Annotated in this window: 11 protein-coding genes and 3 tRNA genes; 7 read left to right on the forward strand and 7 right to left on the reverse strand. The window is 36.0% G+C overall.

The window, feature by feature from the left end; genetic code table 11:
* Positions 1-58: 58 nt before the first annotated feature.
* The 3 genes from FHR29_RS16830 to FHR29_RS16840 form a co-directional block, all read right to left on the reverse strand.
* Positions 59-131, reverse strand: a tRNA-Gly gene (locus FHR29_RS16830).
* Positions 132-187: 56 nt separating this feature from the next.
* A tRNA-Tyr gene (locus FHR29_RS16835) sits at positions 188-268 on the reverse strand.
* A gap of 21 nt (positions 269-289) precedes the next feature.
* A tRNA-Thr gene (locus FHR29_RS16840) sits at positions 290-362 on the reverse strand.
* 458 nt (positions 363-820) lie between these two features.
* Between FHR29_RS16840 and FHR29_RS16845 the strand changes: the two genes are divergently transcribed.
* On the forward strand, positions 821-1,984 hold the full coding sequence (locus FHR29_RS16845) for a BamA/TamA family outer membrane protein (protein WP_183915901.1): 1,164 nt from the start codon (positions 821-823) through the stop codon (positions 1,982-1,984).
* 72 nt (positions 1,985-2,056) lie between these two features.
* Here FHR29_RS16845 and FHR29_RS26665 read toward each other — a convergent pair whose 3' ends face one another.
* The 4 genes from FHR29_RS26665 to FHR29_RS16865 form a co-directional block, all read right to left on the reverse strand.
* Entirely contained in the window at positions 2,057-2,584 is a 528-nt protein-coding gene (locus FHR29_RS26665; protein WP_183915903.1) for a hypothetical protein, read from the reverse strand.
* 362 nt (positions 2,585-2,946) lie between these two features.
* Positions 2,947-4,266 carry a PAS domain-containing sensor histidine kinase gene (locus tag FHR29_RS16855; RefSeq protein WP_132843677.1) on the reverse strand — a complete coding sequence of 440 codons (1,320 nt, stop codon included), beginning with the start codon at positions 4,264-4,266 and terminating at the stop codon, positions 2,947-2,949.
* A 3-nt stretch (positions 4,267-4,269) separates the two neighbouring features.
* Positions 4,270-5,631, reverse strand: a complete 1,362-nt coding sequence (locus FHR29_RS16860; protein ID WP_183915905.1) for a sigma-54 dependent transcriptional regulator — start codon at positions 5,629-5,631, stop codon at positions 4,270-4,272.
* 104 nt (positions 5,632-5,735) lie between these two features.
* Positions 5,736-7,043, reverse strand: a complete 1,308-nt coding sequence (locus FHR29_RS16865; protein WP_183915907.1) for a TolC family protein — start codon at positions 7,041-7,043, stop codon at positions 5,736-5,738.
* A 312-nt stretch (positions 7,044-7,355) separates the two neighbouring features.
* On the opposite strand from FHR29_RS16865, the gene FHR29_RS16870 reads away from it, so the two are divergent.
* The 6 genes from FHR29_RS16870 (at position 7,356) to FHR29_RS16895 (ending at position 19,226) form a co-directional block, all read left to right on the forward strand.
* Positions 7,356-8,609, forward strand: a complete 1,254-nt coding sequence (locus FHR29_RS16870) for an efflux RND transporter periplasmic adaptor subunit (protein WP_183915909.1) — start codon at positions 7,356-7,358, stop codon at positions 8,607-8,609.
* Positions 8,610-8,713: 104 nt separating this feature from the next.
* Positions 8,714-11,080 carry an ABC transporter permease gene (locus FHR29_RS16875; RefSeq protein WP_183915911.1) on the forward strand — a complete coding sequence of 789 codons (2,367 nt, stop codon included), beginning with the start codon at positions 8,714-8,716 and terminating at the stop codon, positions 11,078-11,080.
* Between the two features lie 49 nt (positions 11,081-11,129).
* A complete protein-coding gene (locus FHR29_RS16880) occupies positions 11,130-11,807 on the forward strand; it encodes an ABC transporter ATP-binding protein (RefSeq protein WP_132773513.1) in 678 nt (225 codons plus the stop codon).
* A 93-nt stretch (positions 11,808-11,900) separates the two neighbouring features.
* Complete coding sequence (locus tag FHR29_RS16885) at positions 11,901-14,300, forward strand: ABC transporter permease (RefSeq protein WP_183915913.1); 2,400 nt, start codon at positions 11,901-11,903, stop codon at positions 14,298-14,300.
* 54 nt (positions 14,301-14,354) lie between these two features.
* Positions 14,355-16,754, forward strand: a complete 2,400-nt coding sequence (locus tag FHR29_RS16890) for an ABC transporter permease (protein ID WP_183915916.1) — start codon at positions 14,355-14,357, stop codon at positions 16,752-16,754.
* 72 nt (positions 16,755-16,826) lie between these two features.
* Positions 16,827-19,226, forward strand: coding sequence for an ABC transporter permease (locus FHR29_RS16895; protein WP_183915918.1), 2,400 nt, complete (start codon positions 16,827-16,829; stop codon positions 19,224-19,226).
* The last annotated feature ends 2 nt before the right edge of the window (positions 19,227-19,228 follow it).

The following is a 19,228-nucleotide window of genomic DNA, read 5'->3' on the forward strand; positions in this document are numbered from 1 at the left end:
CTTTAGATATAATATTATCAAAGAAGACAGAGACTAAAAATCAATACTTAAAAATTTGAGCGGAAGACGAGGTTCGAACTCGCGACCTATAGCTTGGAAGGCTATCGCTCTACCAACTGAGCTACTTCCGCTTTGTTTGCGTTTTATTTAGATTTTCACCTACCAACAGTACGCAAACTGTTTAGTGTGGGGGGAGAAGGATTCGAACCTTCGAAACCGAAGTAACGGATTTACAGTCCGTCCCATTTGACCGCTCTGGAACCCCCCCATAACTATAAAGTTATGTTTGAGCCTCTTATCGGAATCGAACCAATGACCTACTGATTACAAGTCAGTTGCTCTACCAGCTGAGCTAAAGAGGCGTCTTTATTTAAAAGCTTTTTTTCTAATCTCTAAACTCAATTTCTTTTGTTTAGCGAGTGCAAATATCTATTTTAATTTTGACACTTGCAAGCTTTTTTTTATTTTTTTTCACTCTTAAAAGAACTATCAAACTTTCTGTGTTAGCATCGCTATTTCCTTGTTTGCTGATGCAAAGATATACACTAAACCCACATTACAAAAATATTTTTTTAAAAAAAACGCTACTTTTTCACAACACTACTGATACGCAGATAAATAAATTTCAAGCGAAATAAGACAATTAATAACACGGGTGCAAAATTCAGTATTGCATAGGCTAGATTATTATCCTTGACAGATCGAGATCCAGAACAGAGCTTCCATCATAAAGCCTAAAAAATAAATGTTAATCGATAAATTTGTTATCTATATGACGCAATTAAAATTGTAAATAAAACAAATTTATCTAAGTTTGGCCATGCAAAATCGAGATCAGCGTAAAGTGATCGAAATACTAGTTTCAATACTATTCATTGTTTTCATCACCGATACACATATTGTAAAAGCTCAAAATATAATAGAAAAAGTTACGAAAAAAGTTTTTTCAACCTCAAAGGACTCAACAAGATCGGGCGTATTCATGGTATTGCCGGCTTTGGGATATGCGCAAGAGACAGGTGCTGAATATGGAATCGCCAGCAATTACAATTTCTATTTTAACAAAAAAGATTCAAGTATTAGGTCATCAAACATTTTATTAATGGGTACCTATACAACTAAAAAACAATCCAATATTAAATTACAAGCTGATATTTGGACAGATAATAATGATTATCACATTATTTCAGAGCTCCGATACCGCAATTGGCCCTCGAATTACTATGGTATAGGTATGGATACAAAAAAAGCGGATGAAGATCTCATCAGTCAGAAACTTTTTCGTGCCAAATTAGAGATAGAAAAAAGAATTGCTTCCAAATATTACGCTGGTGTCAATATACAATATGATTATGTACAATTTAGGGACAAAGAAATCGACGGTATCTTTGACGACGCATTATTACTAGGAAAAAAAGGTGGCCAGCAGTTACTGCTGGGTATTTCACAGCTTTTTGACAGCAGAAACAATGTATCCTACACGACTCAAGGATATTATGCAAGAGCTAAACTAGCTTATGCTCCAAAACTATGGACAAAAGAAGATTTCGAAGGTGGCAATTTTGACGCTGATCTGCGTGCATTTTTTCCTCTTCATCCCAAACTAACATTGGCTGCTCAGGCTATTTATAGATCTACCTTTGGCAAAACCATTCCATATTACGCCTATAGAGATTTAGGTGGTGATATGATGATGCGTGGATACTATATCGGTCGGTATAAAGATAAAAACTATCTGGCATCACAAGCAGAATTACGTTACCGGTTTCATCCCAGATTTGCAGCAGCAGCGTTTACAGGTGTGGGATCTGTCTTTTCAAAGAAATATAATGCTCGATTTATTCCATCCTATGGAGGAGGTTTTCGTTATTTTTTCAGCTTAGAACATAATAGTAATATTCGAATTGATTACGCTTACGGCGAACAGCGGCCTGGAGAAAAAAGACAATCGGGATTCTACCTTTCTCTTAGCGAAGCATTTTAAAATAACATACCAATAGTTAATTGATCATCTTTTCCGAATAAGAGATGATCAATTTCATAAATACTTCTTCTCTTAAAAACGAATGAGAAAATCTTCTTTTCTTTGACCTTTTTTAAAAAAGACCAATCCTAAATGGAAAAGATCAATAGTCACGACTACCGTTTCAGCTTGTTTTAGTAGGTCCCAGTATTTTTCATTGTTTTTAGAAGCATGTGGCTCTTCAATAATTAAAATAGCATGTTCATCAACATCCTCCAATACAGATAGATAATCCTCATCGGTATCAATATAATAAATAACCCTAGGGAGGTCATCACTTCTTATTTGCCTAAATAATTCTAAAAGATCCTGCTGGACCATTTTACCTCTTACTTTAAAGGTTCTAAAGGCAAATGTCCGCAACAAACGTTCTAGAAATAAATATTTTTTGATAGCCTTCTTCCCTGCCCTCTTATAGAATAATGGCACAGCATTCAATTCTTCAACAGTAGGTTTTCGATAAAGAACTTCATCAACCAATTTATATACAAACGGTGAATGAGTCCCATGACGGCTATGAGAAATTAAGTAATGACGTAAATATTTTAGATAAAACTGCATTTCGAGGACAAATGTACATAGAGTTATACATATTTGGATCACCTGTGTAGCTTATTGGATATTTCTTTAGCCTTTATACTCATTTTACTTAGCATTAATAGAGGGTTTATAGAGCTTTACCTCTATGAACCCTCTATCAAACCTCTATAAAAGCTCTATAAATCCTTTAGAAAATAACAATATGGTCTATACATATTTCCTATTAAGAAACAACATGATCTACCTTCGTTTCTCTAAAAAAGTATAAAACAGGAAATATTTCACATGGAACATTCGTGAATGACTGATGATAAAACACAGAAGCATAAGGCTAACCAGCGTAGAACTGTTAGCAATAAAATAAGTCAATAGCAAGGAATGATCTAAAACTGTAAGATAAAAACACTTCCTTTTCCTTCTTCACTATTAACAAAAATCGTCCCTTTGTGCAGCAGCATAATCTGCTTGCTCAGGGTCAAGCCAACACCTGTACCGGTCTTCTTTGTTGTAAAAAATGGTGTAAAAATTTGTTCTTGCAGATCACTGGGTATACCAATTCCATTATCTTCAATCCTCACCTGTATCTTACCATCGGCTTCTATGGCAGAAAGACTGATATAAGGGTTGTCATTTAATTTAACGGCATCAATAGCATTTAACATCAAATTGATGATAACCTGTTCAATCAGATTAACATCAGCGTGAAGAATCAAGCGGGTATTCTTCAAAATAATATCTACATCCACATTCTTTTGAAGAATTGTTGGTTCCAATAATTGGTAAATATGTTCAAAAAGCTGTGCTGCAGAAATGGGAACCAGCGAAGGTTCGTCGACCTTATTGATCATCCTGTAACTTTTAGCGAAATGCAAAAGTCCCTGACTTCTGCGTTGGATGGTCGAAATTCCTACTTTTAAATCCTCTATATCTTCCTGTCCTCTGAAATGATTTAGCCTTCCGTTTAATGTCTCTGCTAGCGAACTGATCGGAGCAATTGAATTCATGATTTCATGCGTCAACACCCTTAAAAGCTTTTGCCAGGCTTTCGTTTCGGTCTCATCCATCGCTTCATTGATGTTTTGATAGACGACAATCCGAAAGACCGCGTCTTGCGTTTCAAAGCTAGAACTCTGAATAAGCAACTTTATCTTTCCTTTTTTTGACTGTACAGATTCCATTTGTTGCTGTCCAACATCCAAACGCATGGTCTTTTCGTACAATTCTTCGTGTTTTTTCTTTAGGGCAGAAATATTTCCTAAATGTGGCATATGAAACAATTGCTTAAAAGCATCATTTACCCACATCACTTTTCCGCTATCCAATTGATAGAAAATAATAGCCGAATTTAGCATATTAATAACCCTATCGAGATATTGATGCTGGATCTCCTTATCCATGCTGATCTCCTTATAGGTGTCGTTAATCTGATTAAAAGAGGTAAAAAGTCTACCTTCCGTTGATTTCGCATTTTTAACAACGAATCTACGTGTAAAATCATGGTATTTCACCGCCTCGGAAAACTCGACCACTTGCTGCGATAAAAAGTGGATTTGCTGATAGATGCTGTAAGCTAAGCAGGCAAGCAGAAGAAAAATCAAAACAGCATAGGTATAAAAACCCTTAAACACCAGAAAGGCATCGATCACACATCCTGCCAACAAAATCAGTAATTTAACTAGATTAAAGAATCGATTACCTTTCATTCTTTAGATATCATATTTTTCCAATCTTCTGTATAAGGCTGCCCGTGTCAGTCCCAACTCCTTTGCAGCTTTACTTATATTTCCATTAAATCGGTCTATCGCCGCTTTTATCGCTTTTCTTTCTAATTCTTCCAAATTTGTACCAGCAATGCTCGTGTCAAATGAACTTTCTTCGGGCTGTTGCTCAATTGGGGAAAAAAAGATATCGTTACCGCTAATACTCGCTTGGTCGGCCATAATCACCGCGCGTTCAATGCTGTATTGTAATTCTCGCACATTACCCGGAAAATGATAAGAAAAGAGTTTTTTTATGGCATCTGCTTCAAATCCGTCAATCCGTTTATTATATTTCTTAGCATAAACGTTTAAAAAATGTTCTGCGAGAAGCTGAATATCATGTCCCCTATGTCGTAAAGGTGGAACCTGTATTTCTACGGTATTGATCCGGTAAATCAGATCTTTTCGGAATCTATTTTCATCAGCTAGTACTTTCAATCCTGCATTTGTAGCTGTTATGAGGCGGATATCGACAGGAATCATCTGATGTGATCCTAATGGCGTCACATAACGATTTTGAAGGACGGTCAATAATTTAGACTGTTGCTGCAGCGAGATATTTCCAATTTCATCCAAAAACAAAGTCCCTCCATTGGCCGCTTCAAACCGACCTTGACGATCCTCCCGTGCATCCGTAAAAGCTCCCTTTTTATATCCAAATAATTCGCTTTCAAACAAACTTTCCGTTAAAGAGCCTATGTCTACTTTCACATAGACATCATTGGCACGAAGTGAACGTTTCTGAATGGCCTGTGCGATCAGATCCTTTCCAGTACCATTTTCTCCTAAAATCAATATGTTTGCATCTGTCGGAGCAATCTTCTCTAACTTATATTGCAACTCATCCATTACGACCGACTGCCCAATTAAATCGGGAACACCGTCCAACGTTAAAAGCGAATTTTTAACTTTTTTGTCTTGATTTTTATTTTCTGTCAGCGCACTTTCTATTGTAGCCAATAGATGTTCGTTAATCCATGGTTTTACCACGAAATCTGAAGCTCCCTGTTTGAGCGATTTCACGGCTAGGTCAACAGCTCCATACGCTGTAATCATGATAACCCGAATATTTGGATATTTTTCTTTTATCCGTGACAACCAGAACAATCCTTCATTACCCGTATTGATTGTACTTTTAAAATTCATATCCAGTAAAACCAGATCGTAAGACATCTTATCCAGATGTCCCATGAGATTTTCTGGATTAGATTCTACTTGCACATGGCTCACTTTGGGCTTGAGTAATATACGTGCTGCTGTTAATAAATCATGGTCATCATCGACGACTAAAACTGCTGACTTTTTCATTAAAATAATTTGTTCTGCACTAGCAATGAGGTTATCATGAGTAATTTATTGTTCATAATTATAAAAGAATACTCATGCATGCTTTTATTCAGATACTAAGATAACTATAAATTCAACGAGCCTGCATAATAATCATTGATATATTTTTGAAGCAACCATTCATATTGCTTCACAAGCAACTGAATCTGACTACTGTCCAATTTATTCTTTGCTGTTAAGAACAGTACGGAATTGCTATTTCCTGCCTCAAAATGTACCTGTGCAATACGAAATGATTCCGAATAACTTTGTTGCTGTTCTTGCAATTGAACGATGTTATTACTGACATTTTTCAAATTAAAAACAGCCTTAGCAGTCTCGGTACGTAATTCATTGAGACTAACATCTTTTTGAAATTTGGCAGATTCCAAATCTAATTTAGCTAATTTCACTTGATTATATACAGCGAGATGATTGAAGATCGGAATGTTTAAATTGAGTCCAATTGACTTCCCTAAATTATTGTTGAATTGCTTAAAATAACCAAAATCAGCACCGTTTGAATAATTTGTAGATAAACCTGCACTGAAAGACAAGGATGGCCAATAATTTGATTTCACCACTTTAATATTGCGTTCAGCAGCCTTGATCCGCCAATCCAGTGCTGGTATAATTGGCAAATTCTCACTTGCAGCATCAAACAATTGCGCTGCAGTTTTAATTTCGGCATCCTGTTTAAATTCGATTGCTTTCAACTCGCCCAGACTTGTTTCATCTACATTCAATAAAGTAGATAACCTCAGTCTATTGACATACAAAATCTGTTTATTATTTTCAATCGCATTGATATCATTCGCCAATTGTCCTTTCAGATCAAAATAATCTCCCGGTGCAATTGCACCTTCTTTATGAAGTACTTCTGCCCTACGCACCTGTTCCCTGGTCACCTCAGTTTGCAATTCGGACTGTTTCAATACATCTTGAGCCGTCAAAATCTGAATAAACGATTCGATCACATCCAGTTTAAGCGTATTTATTCTCGAATCGAATTCCAACTTGCTGGCAGTTTTTGCATCAGCTTTCATACGTACATCATGCAAAATTCGAAATCCGTTAAACACAGGAACATTTACTCCTAAAGAAGCTCCTCCCGAAGAGTTGTTTGTAGTTGTGTATTGATTCACAGCCTTATCCAGAATACGTCCAGTACTAAAACCATGATTTAAACCTGCATTGACATCTGGCAGTCGATTTGCTTTTGCCTGTTTCAAATTAATGTCCGCCCTTCTTACATCTAGTTCGTTCTGCATTAAAGCCGGATTTGCTTTTATAGCCAACTGTATGCATTCATTCAACGAGCGCTGTTGAACTTGCGCACGGACAAAAGTCAAGCTATAAAGAAAACACAAACCGTATATAAAGATTCGTTTCATATTTCATATTTTCCAAATCTTTAACCACAGGCCATGCCAAACAAACAAATCGCTAATTATCAACCAAATAACAATAACCAGTAATCATATATGTTCATCTTCGTACATTCAGGTGTTCGAAAGCGAACACTTCAATAATAGACTCATTTTATATGAAAAAAAACGGCTCAATTATCAAGTTGTACGTAGCCGAACAATAAGTGTTCGATTACGAACACTAAACAAACAGCTAAAAGATAATAATATTATGAATATCAACACATTACATTTATGGCACATCTTTCATAGATAATAACAAAATTGAAACGTATTATGGACAGACCTTTAGAAAAGAAGAAGTGGAATAACAAACGCATATTAACCTTAGTCGGAATTACAGGTTTGGTCGGCCTTATAGCCGCTAGCTTTTATTTTACAAGCGGTAACAGCAAGTTGAATGTAGAAGCAGATCGTATTTCCATCGTTGAGATTAAAAAAGACAATTTTCAGGAATTCATTCCAATTAATGGATCTGTTCTTCCTATTAGCAGTATTTATTTAGATGCTTCTGTTGGAGGCCGTGTGGAGGAAAAATATGTAGAAGATGGCACAATTTTAAAAAAAGGAGATCCAATCATGCGGTTGTCCAATACGGATCAGGAACTTACTCTTATTCAACAGGAAACACAGGTATTAAACCTCTTGACACAATCGCAGATCGCTCAAACCAATGCACAACAGGTTTCGATCAATAACCGTAACCAGATGGCAGATGTAGAACAAGCTTATAAAGAAGCCGAACGTGTATATCAATTAAATAAAAAATTATTGAATGAAAAAGCGATAGGATCACAAGAATTTGAAAAATCAAAAAATGAATATAACTACCAAAAAGAACGGGTTAACTTAACAAAACAAATCCTAAAACAGGATGAGGTTTCGACCAATCAAAAAGCGCATCAGGATAAAGAAACATATCAACGTACACAAAGTGCTCTTGAATTGATGAAGAGAAAAATCGGCGATTTGATCGTTCGTTCTCCTGTAGATGGTCAATTAACATCATTTGACGCTGAGATTGGACAAAATAAAAATGCAGGTGAACGTCTTGGACAGATAGACGTACTTACGGGATTTAAGGTTCGTGCGGATATTGACGAGCATTATATCAATAGAATTTTCCCGGATCTTCAAGGTGAATTCACAATTGGTGATAAAGCATATAAGTTAAGAATCAAAAAAGTATATACACAAGTAACAAATGGACGGTTTCAGGTCGATATGGAATTTATCAATGAAGTTCCTAAAGGTATACGTAGGGGGCAGACTTTACAGATCAGATTGGCTTTGAGTGACGAGACCAAAGCAGTATTACTTGCAAAAGGAGGATTTTATCAGCAGACCGGTGGTAATTGGATCTTTAAACTGGATAAAAATGGAAATACTGCTTACCGTGTGGATATTCAACTGGGAAGACAGAATCCTGAATATTATGAAGTCATTAAAGGTCTACAACCTGGTGATAAAGTAATTGTATCCAGCTATGAGACTTATGATAAAGTACAGGAGTTAAATATTAAACGCTGATAAAACTTATGGTGGGATACTAGCGTTAGTCCTCAAAAAAAATAAAGAGAAAATTCTGAGGTGTTATTCAATAGTTTAACACCTCATTCTAATACATTAAAGACATGATTAAGAATTTTATAAAAGCCACCTTTCGTAACCTTTGGAAAACCAAAAGCTACAGCTTTCTTAATATTTTTGGACTTGCTATTGGCATTGCCGCAGCGGCCTTAATTTTTCTATGGGTAGAAAATGAGGTAAACTATAATAAGAACTTTACGAACATAGATGACATCTATGTTGTTAAATCCAAACAGACTTATGACGGTGCTACTTTCGTATTCGAATCAACACCAGGCCCCTTAAGCCAAGCCATCGAAAAAGAAATTCCAGGTATAAAACATGCAATAAGAGTCGGTTGGAATAATTCCCTATTGTTTTCAAATGGGGAGAATAATCTCTATTTAAATGGTTATCATGCCGAACCCGAAATTCTCGATTTATTATCAATAAATTTTCTACAGGGCAATCGTTCTGAAGCACTAAAAGAACCCAATAATATTATTCTCAGTGAAGATGGTGCGAAGCTATTATTTGGTAATGAACCTGCACTTGGAAAGTCTGTTCGTATCGGTAACAATGAATCGTATATTGTTTCTGGTATTGTCCAAGATTTTCCGAATAATAGCAGTCTAAAATTCAATTGGATTATTCCTTTCAAAAAATTTGAAACTGGACAAGAAGCGTTAAAAGAATGGGGAAACAACAGCATCATGACCTTGATCCAGCTTGAGAAAAATGCCGATGTTAATCAGATCAATGCTAAGCTACTAGACTTTGTTAAAAATAAAACAAATGGTCAAGTAACATTTTCTAAGAACTTCCTTTATCCGATGATCCGCTGGCGTCTTTACAATGCATTCGATCAAAATGGGAACGAAAAAGAGGGAAGAATTAAAAATGTTAAACTATTTAGTTTTGTCGCTGGCATCGTGTTACTAATCGCCTGTATCAATTTCATGAACCTGGCTACAGCCAGATCTGAGAAAAGAGCCAAAGAAGTTGGTATGCGCAAAGTGGTTGGAGCTACTAAAAATTCTCTAATTACACAATTTTTAGGAGAATCTTTGATTTTCGCCTTTCTTTCTGCACTATTGGCTATTCTGTTTGTTTACATCTCCATTGGACCATTTAATAGTATTATCAATCAAAAACTCGAAGTAAATCTATTGAGTACAAACCATCTATTATTTTTACTCACTATTGTATTATCATGTGGCATATTTGCTGGAAGTTATCCTGCATTTTATCTTTCGTCATTCAATCCTATTTCGACGTTAAAAGGACACAAGCAGAAAGCTGGTGCGTCAATTTTCATTCGAAAAGGATTGGTAGTTTTGCAATATACCGCATCAATTGTTCTTATTATAAGTACGATTATCATTTATCAACAGATAAACCATGCTAAAGGTCGAGATTTAGGTTATAATCGCAGTCAAGTCATTACCACCAATCTCCAAGGTGATTTATCTAAACATATTGATTTAATAAAAGATCAGCTAAAAGCTACAGGAAATATTGAACATGTAGGGCTTAGCGATATGAGTGTTTTAAATATCGGCAGCAATTCAAGTGGCTTTGAATGGGAAGGGAAAGATCCCAAATCCAGTATTCTAATTAGTATGTTGCGAACTGATGATGGTTTTATTCCAAGCATGGACATGAAAATGATCGATGGACGTAACTTTAATCCACACTTTTTAGGAGATAGTACATCTATTATCGTAAATGAGACTCTCGCAAAAATGATCAAAAAAGATGGAATGGTTGCAGGAAGTACGATTACCTATGGAACAGAATCCTTTCGAATAGCGGGTGTTGTTAAAAACTTTCTTTATAACAGTGTCTATTCATCGCCAATGCCACTTATTTTTATTCCTTTTTCTGCATCTAATGGAATCTTAAATATTAAAACTAAAAATGGTGTTGATTTTCCGGTCGTTATTCAGCAAATTGAAAAAATTATTAAAAAATATAATCCCTCTTATCCTTTTGAATATCGGTTTTTAGATGATTCTTTTAATAATACATTTCAATCTGAACTGTTTATTCAAAAACTAGCCTCAGTGTTTTCCATCCTTTCTATTATCATCTCTTGCCTAGGTCTATTTGGGCTGTCAGCTTTTGCAACAGCACAGCGATCAAAAGAAATTGGTATTCGAAAAGTATTGGGAGCATCTGTTACGCGACTGATCAATATGCTCAATCGTGAATTCATTATACTCATCTTTCTATCTTGCCTGATCGCTTTTCCGATAGCTTGGTACATGATGAATCAATGGTTAGGTAATTATGGTTATCGCATTGATATCTCCTGGCTAGTATTTTTACTCAGTGGAGCACTTGCACTTGTTATCGCCATCATAACGATTTCAGGCCAAGCTTTAAAGGCGGCATTATCTAACCCTACAAACTCATTAAGAGATCAATAATAAAATAGAACAATTACAAACAATACATAAAGATATGAGCACAAAAAATATGATCAAAATCAGTAACCTTCAAAAGTACTATCGTACAGAAGAAGTAGAGACCGTGGCACTCAACAATTTGAATATCCATGTTAAGGAGGGGGAATTTGTTGCCGTCATGGGACCCTCTGGATGTGGTAAATCTACGTTGCTCAATATTATCGGGCTTCTGGATGATTTGGATGAAGGAAGCTACTTATTTAATGAAATCGAAGTCGCTAAATTCAAAGAACGTGGCCGTTCGGATTTACGTAAGCATAATATTGGTTTTGTCTTTCAGAGTTTTAACCTGATCGATGAACTGACGGTATTCGAAAACGTGGAATTACCTCTAGTTTATACCAATGTTCCTGCAGCAGAGCGTAAACGTCGTGTTGAAGAGGTGCTGGAGAAAGTACAGATCATGCATCGACGCAATCACTTCCCTCAACAACTGTCTGGAGGTCAGCAGCAACGTGTTGCAGTGGCTCGGGCTGTTGTCAATAATCCAAAACTAATTCTTGCCGATGAGCCTACGGGTAACTTAGATTCCAATAATGGTAACGAAGTGATGCAATTATTAACAGAGCTGAATGAAGCTGGAACAACGATCGTTATGGTAACACATAGTGAGCATGATGCTAAGTTTTCCGATCGTGTGATCCGTATGTTAGATGGACAGGTCATTATGGAAACAGCAACATTATAATTGAGCACTTTAATAAATAATTATAATAACAGGTCTAAAAACTGAATCAGGGCTGTTAGAAAAAGTACACCAGTTGAAGCAACATAAATTAAGATGATAAAGAACTATTTAAAACTAACCTTTCGTAGCCTTTGGAAAATCAAAGGGTATTCAGCCATTAATATTCTTGGACTCACTGTAGGTCTAACTAGTTTCTTGATGATCTTATTATACCTCAACTATGAACTTAATTATGACCGTTGGGACCCGGAACTTGAAAAAGTATATAGAGTATCGCTTCGTGACGCCGAGAATGATATTTCTCCCAATACACAGGCACCTTTAGCGACTTTATTGCGTGAAAATGGTTCTCAAATCGAATCTAGCACTAAAATCTCAACAGATGCTACTTTTGAAATACCTCTTTCTGTAGGAGAAAAAACATTTTCACAAAGTGGTACCATATCTGCAGACTCACTCTTTTTCTCAGTCTTTCCATATAAGATTGTAGCAGGAGATGCATTAAATCCTCTACTGAAACCAAATGCCATGGTCATTAGTGAATCGATGGCTAATAAACTTTTCGGAAATGAAAACCCAATAGGAAAGAGTATTAAAACATTCAATTCATTTGATTTCGAGGTGACTGCAATTATGGAAAATCCAGAAGGGCCGACTCATCTGAATATTGAAATCGTATACCGTTCACCATTTGAAAAACAAAACTATCATTGGGAAAATTGGTCCTTCCATACGTATGTTAAAACCAAAAATATCCTAGCTGGAAATGATTTGGAGACAGCAATAGACCGTATTTATTATACGGAAAGACTTATGAAAGAAACAGGAAAGACGTATGATCAGTATATCAAATCTGCCAATCGCACAAGTCTTTTTGTCGATGCCGTTCATGATATCCATAATTTCCCTAAACACGGAACTAGCAATATTGGCACGATTTCAATCTTATTGGTTTTAGCTATACTGCTTCTCTTTACTGGAGCAATTAATTTTAGTAACCTTTCGATCGCATCTTCTTTGAGACGCGCTAAAGAGGTCGGGATCAAAAAAGTTCTAGGCTCTAGCCGTGCTAATTTATTTTGGCAATTTATGGTGGAAATTGCCCTGCAATGTACCATCGCATTATTCTTATCCTTCCTACTTTTAAGCGTAGCCATACCTTATTTTAATCAGGAATTCGGAGTCTCTTTAAATTTATTTGGTATAGGATCTTCGTGGTCAATAATTGCTCAGATTGCCGGTTGCCTTGTTACTGTCACCTTGCTTTCCGGACTTTATCCGGCCGTTTTCCTCTCGCGCTATAACACCACAAAAGTTCTTAAAGGTGATTACTCAACCGGAAAACAAGGACTTGCTTTACGAAACGGATTAATTGTGGTTCAATTTGTGGTGGCGACCTTCTTCATTATCAGTATTGTAGTTGTTAATCGGCAATTGACTTACATGCAGCAGTCAGACAAAGGGTTCTCGAGTGAACAGGTACTACGTGTGCAAGCATTAATGATGAAAAACAGGGAAGAAAATTTTGAACAGGTCAAAACAGAATTGCTTCGTATACCGGGTGTAGAATCTGTCGCGAAAACAACCAAGGTTCCTGGTGATGTTTTATCGGATACATCGACAATGAATTTTAAACATGCAGGAGCTTCCTATCGCCTTGGGTCGGTCAAAGTAAGTCAGGACTATTTTAAAACACTCAACATTGATTTAGTTGACGGAAGGTCATTCAATGACAGTCATGCTGACCAGCATACAAGATCGGCTATTATCAATGAGGCCGCAGCTCAAAAATTAGGTCTTAAACATGCTGGCGGAGCATATATCAGTTACCCTGACTGTGATAGTGTTCCAATCGAGGTGGTAGGAATTGTGAAAAACTTTAATGTGCTGGGCTTTGAGCAGGAAATACAACCGACTGTCTTCACTATAGGTAATGATGCTTGTGTTTTTCAGTCAGGAGGTGCGATTTTGGTTAAACTTTCTGGCAGTGACTCGCACAAAACGGTTGCAGGGATTGAGAAACTATGGAAAGATATTGAACCTGGTTTAGGAATTCGTCACTCTTTTTTAGATGAAAATTTTCAACAACTATTTGCGAGTCATCTGCGCTTAAAACGCATCGTCACCTTCTTTGGATTTACAGCCATTGCAATGGCCATTATTGGGCTATTCGCGCTAACTGCATTTTTAATTGGACGTAGGACAAAAGAAATCAGTATCCGTAAGATTCTGGGAGCAGACTTAAGCGATTTAGGAATGTTACTCGGTAAAGATTTTTTACGTCTAGTTGCTTTAGCTGTATTGATTGCGATCCCGCTTGGTTGGTGGGCGACAAATGCTTGGTTGCAAGGCTTTGCTTATAAAATCTCTCTTAGTGTGTGGCAATTTGTACTATCGGCAGCTGTCTTACTTATTGTCGCAGCCTGTACGATATGCATTCATATTGTAAAAGCATCCCGTTCAAATATCTCTGATAATCTAAGGAATGAGTAGTATATAAAAAATAAAGTACTTACCGGTTTTAATAGCCTGTGTTGTAAAAATATTATGTTAAAGAATTATATCAAAATCGCATGGCGTAGTCTTTGGAAGAATAGATTTTTCAGTATTCTCAATATATTTGGTTTAGCCATAAGCTTGTCCGTTGCTATCCTATTGATAACTTACGGTCGCCAAGAATTAAGTTTTAATAAGCAATTTAAGAAGGAAGCCAATATATATCGTGTTCTATTGGAGTCCAACGGGAAAAATAATTATGAGAAATGGAGCAATCTTCCTAATGCCGTAGGTCCTGCAATGCAAGATGATATTCCTGAAGTAAAATCAACCGCCCGATTGGTAAGGCTAGATTTTACAGGGTTTGGTTCTGTCCGTGCTAATGATAATAATCTCATCGAAAAAAATATTTACCTAACCGACTCCTCATTATTTAATGTATTTGATGTTGAATTTATAGAAGGAAATAGTCTTACTGCCTTTTCAAATCCAAAAAATGTTGTTATTTCATCTAGTAAGAAAAGTAAAATATTTGGTGAAGGATCTGCATTAAATAAAAAAATAATCATCAATCAACGAGATACTTTAAATATTTCGGGTGTGTTTCAGGATTTTCCGGAGAATAGTTCATTTGAGGGCGACATTTTTTTAAATATAATGGATTCCTGGATGGGAAAAAATGTGCATTGGTCTAATGCAAGCTACTATACATTTTGTTTATTAAGCACTCATACTGATCCTGCTCAAATCGAAAGAAAAGCAACAGCCCTTATTGATAAGTATGTACCAAAGGACAATCAATATTTCACAAAATTTTACTTACAACCTTTATCCCAAGTTTATTTACAATCACAGGATTTACGCGATAATATGTCTACTCGAGAAGGAAATATAAAAACTGTTAAAACAGTATTTTTTCTTTCCTTTCTTATTATAATGATTGCGTGCATTAATTATATGAATCTTGCGACAGCTCGCTCGCAAAAAAATGCAAAAGAAGTAGGAATTAACAAAGTTCTGGGAGCACATCGCAACCAGATTAAATTTCGTTTTTACATTGAAACAGGTATTATTGCATTTTTGTCTATTACTGTTGGAATAATTTTGGCTCTTGTAGCACTACCTACATTTAATCACATTATTGGCTCTGGTCTCGCTGTTCCTCATTTATTTACCCTAGAAAATATAGGCATCTGCCTGACTATATGGTTAATTATAACGCTTGTAGGGGGTAGTTATCCTGCCTTTATGATGGCCAATATTCCGAGCCTTTCCCTTATGAAAAATGTCATCACACAAGGTAAGATTGCTCAATACCTACGTAAGGGTTTGGTTATATTTCAATTCACCTGCTCTATTATATTGATTATTGGCGTTATCATTATTTCGCTACAGATGAGACATATTTCTAAAAAAGATCTCGGATATCAGCCGACTAACATTGTTACGATTCCAATACGCTCCGTGCCTTCTATGGACAAATTAAAGAATATTAAAGAATCTATTCAAAAGTTAACAGGCACTGTTAGTATCGCTACTTTACAAACATTCCCTGGTTTTGGTGAAAGTGGAAAAACAATGCATAAACCAGGTGATACGAATGAAGGTCTACCAATCAATACTTCAAGTAGTCTTGGAGCTGTAGTTCCCACACTAGGACTACAGCTTATTGCAGGAAAGGATCTACCGGAAGTATTAGCTCCTACAGATTCTACCTGTTATATTTTGATTAATGAAGTCGTTGCTGCCTATTTAGGCTATGAAAATCCAAGCGATGCTGTAGGACAAAATATTCCAACTGAAATAACTCCAAATACGACTATTGTAGGAGTAGTTCGAAATTTTAACTTTCAAAGTTTAAAAGAATCCATTGGTGGGTATATGTATTACCGTATGCACAACCCCAATGAAAGTTATCGTTATTTACTTATTCGATACGATACGCAAAACGTATCTTCCTATATTACCCAAGTCCAACAATTATTTACACAACAGGTTCCTGAGGCAGCATTTGATTATCAATTTTTAGATGAACACATCAAGAAATATTACACAGCCGAGAACCGAACAAATAATATCATTTCAACATTCTCCATTTTAACGATTTTTATTGCTTGTTTGGGTTTATTTGGTTTAGCGGCATTTACCGCTCAGCAGCGAAAAAAAGAAATTGGAGTACGTAAAGTACTTGGTTCAAGTACTTTTAAAATCGTTCAATTGCTTTCCGGCCACTTTCTAAATTTGATTATACTTTCATTATTTATTGCAATACCTGTAGCTTGGTGGCTATTTTCTCATTGGCTTCAAGATTTCAATGATAGAATTGCATTCCCATTATGGTCATTCGCGATTGCTGGCTTATTTGCTCTGATAATCGCGTTTGTAACCGTAGGTTATCAAGCTCTAAAAGCTGCTTTAATAAATCCTGTAGAAAGTTTGCGAGATGAGTAAACCGTTTTTAATCAATACTAAAAAAAAACACTATTGATTCTGTTAGTAAAATCAATAATAAACCTTACGATAATGAACAATTTTAAATTAATATTTAGACAATTATGGCGCAACCGCCTCTTCACCTTACTTAATATTGTAGGGTTATCCATCGGTATCAGTGCCTGCTGGGTGATATTCCGTATTGTCAATTATGAATTTAGTTTTGACCAGAAACATCCTGATAAGGAATTGATTTATAAAGTCCACACAAGCTATCTTGAAAACAACAAAACAGATCACTTCGACGGTATTCCTGCACCACTACCCGCCTTTGTAAAAGATAATTTTTCTGATGTAGCATTATCTGTTCCTGTATTCAGTGAATATTTTGAAAAGGTCAGTTTACCGAATAGTAAAGCATTAGTTTTTGAAGACCCAAAGGAAATTATTGGAACTACACCAGATTATTTCAAACTCACCGATTATCGCTGGTTGCAGGGAAATAAAGATATCGTATTTAAGAACCCTAATGAAGTGGTTTTGACGGCATCAAGAGCAAAATTGTATTTCCCGAAAAACACGTTTGCAGATATTATTGGCAAAAACTTATCCTACGACAGTACGTTATTTACAGTTGCTGGAATCGTGGAAGATCTAGCTTACCCAAGTAGTTTTATCGGTAAAGAATTTATGCAGATTCCGGCAAAGGATTGGACAAGTACCACTTGGACAAATTCTAATTCCAATTGGCAGATGTTTATTAAGGTTAAATCACCGAACGTTATTGCTCCTATTTTAAAATCGGTTAATGCTAAATTCCATGAGATGACCAATGAAGAATTTAAAAAATACGGCTTCAGTATGTCATCAAACTTAATTCCGCTATCTGAATTACATTTCACATCATTTGCACAAAAAAGTAGCGACAAAAAAACAATGTATGGCATTATTGGCATCGGAATTTTTCTACTGATACTTGCTTGCATAAACTATATCAATTTAACTACAGCCCAAGTTCCACATAGAGCAAAGGAAATAGGTATCAGAAAAACGTTGGGAGAGAGTCAAAAGAGAATAACCGTCATCTTCTTTCTTGAAACATTTATCATCACAATATTGGCACTTTTGTTATCATGGCCACTAGTTAAAATTATCCAATCCAGTTTAAGTTCCTACATTCCGCAACAGATGTACAGCTTTGCTGACAACTTAACGGTTCTATCATTTATAGCCGGGACGACAATTTTAATCACACTACTATCAAGTTGGTATCCGGCCATGCTCATTAATCGAGTTAAAATCTCCGAAGTTATCAAAATTACAGGAGGCAGTAAAGTGAAAATGGGCGGCCTGTCTTTACGAAAAACACTTATTGTATTTCAATTTGTGATTGCTCAAATATTTGTTGTCTCCACGTTTATCATCGGAATGCAACTTAAACATTCTTTAAATAGTAAACTTGGCTTCAACAAAGAAGCAATTATTACGCTACAGCTTCCATATAAAAGCTTTCAAAATGCTGATACGGATCCCTTCACCTATAAGCATGCTTTGGAAGGACTTTCTGTCATCAAACACGTTTCTTTGGGGCATCTCCCGATGAGCGGTGATCATTGGGGTAATTCGATCGTTGTAAAAAGTGATACCGGAGAAGTACGGGTGGATCATCAATTTAAGTTTATAGATGATGACTATTTTAAATTATACAATATCAATATACTGGCTGGTCGAGCGATTAAACTATCGGACACAGCTTCAGGTATTGCTCTAAATCTAGTGGCTATTGAGAAACTAGGATTTAAATCTGCATCAGAGGCTATTGGTAATTTTGTAAAAATAGATGATCAGGATCGACAAATCGTTACCGTGATTGATAACTTTCACAGTAAAAATATGCACAGTAAAATTGGCCCTTTAGAGCTCAGACCTTCAAACAAAAAAGGACAATTAAAGAATATGAGTATTCAATTGCCGGATCATCAGGAAAAATGGCCATCTGCCTTGCAACAGATTGAAAAGGAATGGAAAAAATACTATCCAAATGCTCCATTTAAATACGAATTTTATGATCAGCAAATAAAAAATCAATATGAAAACGATACGAAGTTTTCAAAAATAATCAATTTGTCTACCTCAATAACCATTTTATTAAGTTGCTTAGGACTGATTGGTCTTGTGACGATTACTACAGCCCAACGGACAAAAGAGATTGGAATCCGTAAGGTATTGGGTAGCAAAATTTCTGAAATCATTGCATTACTATCCAAAGAATACATCAAATTAATTTTCATTTCGATTCTGATAGCATCTCCAATTGCCTGGTGGGCGATGAATCATTGGCTGAATGATTTTGCTTACAAAATTACGCTTAGCTGGTGGATGTTTACAATTCCTGCAGTGATTACTTTGCTTATTGCATTTATTACCATGAGCTATCATTCCATCAAAGCAGCAAACGCCAATCCCGTTGAGAGTTTGCGCGATGAATAAAG

It is taken from the genome of Sphingobacterium sp. JUb56, from assembly GCF_014191365.1.
GTDB classification, from domain to species: Bacteria; Bacteroidota; Bacteroidia; order Sphingobacteriales; family Sphingobacteriaceae; genus Sphingobacterium; species Sphingobacterium anhuiense.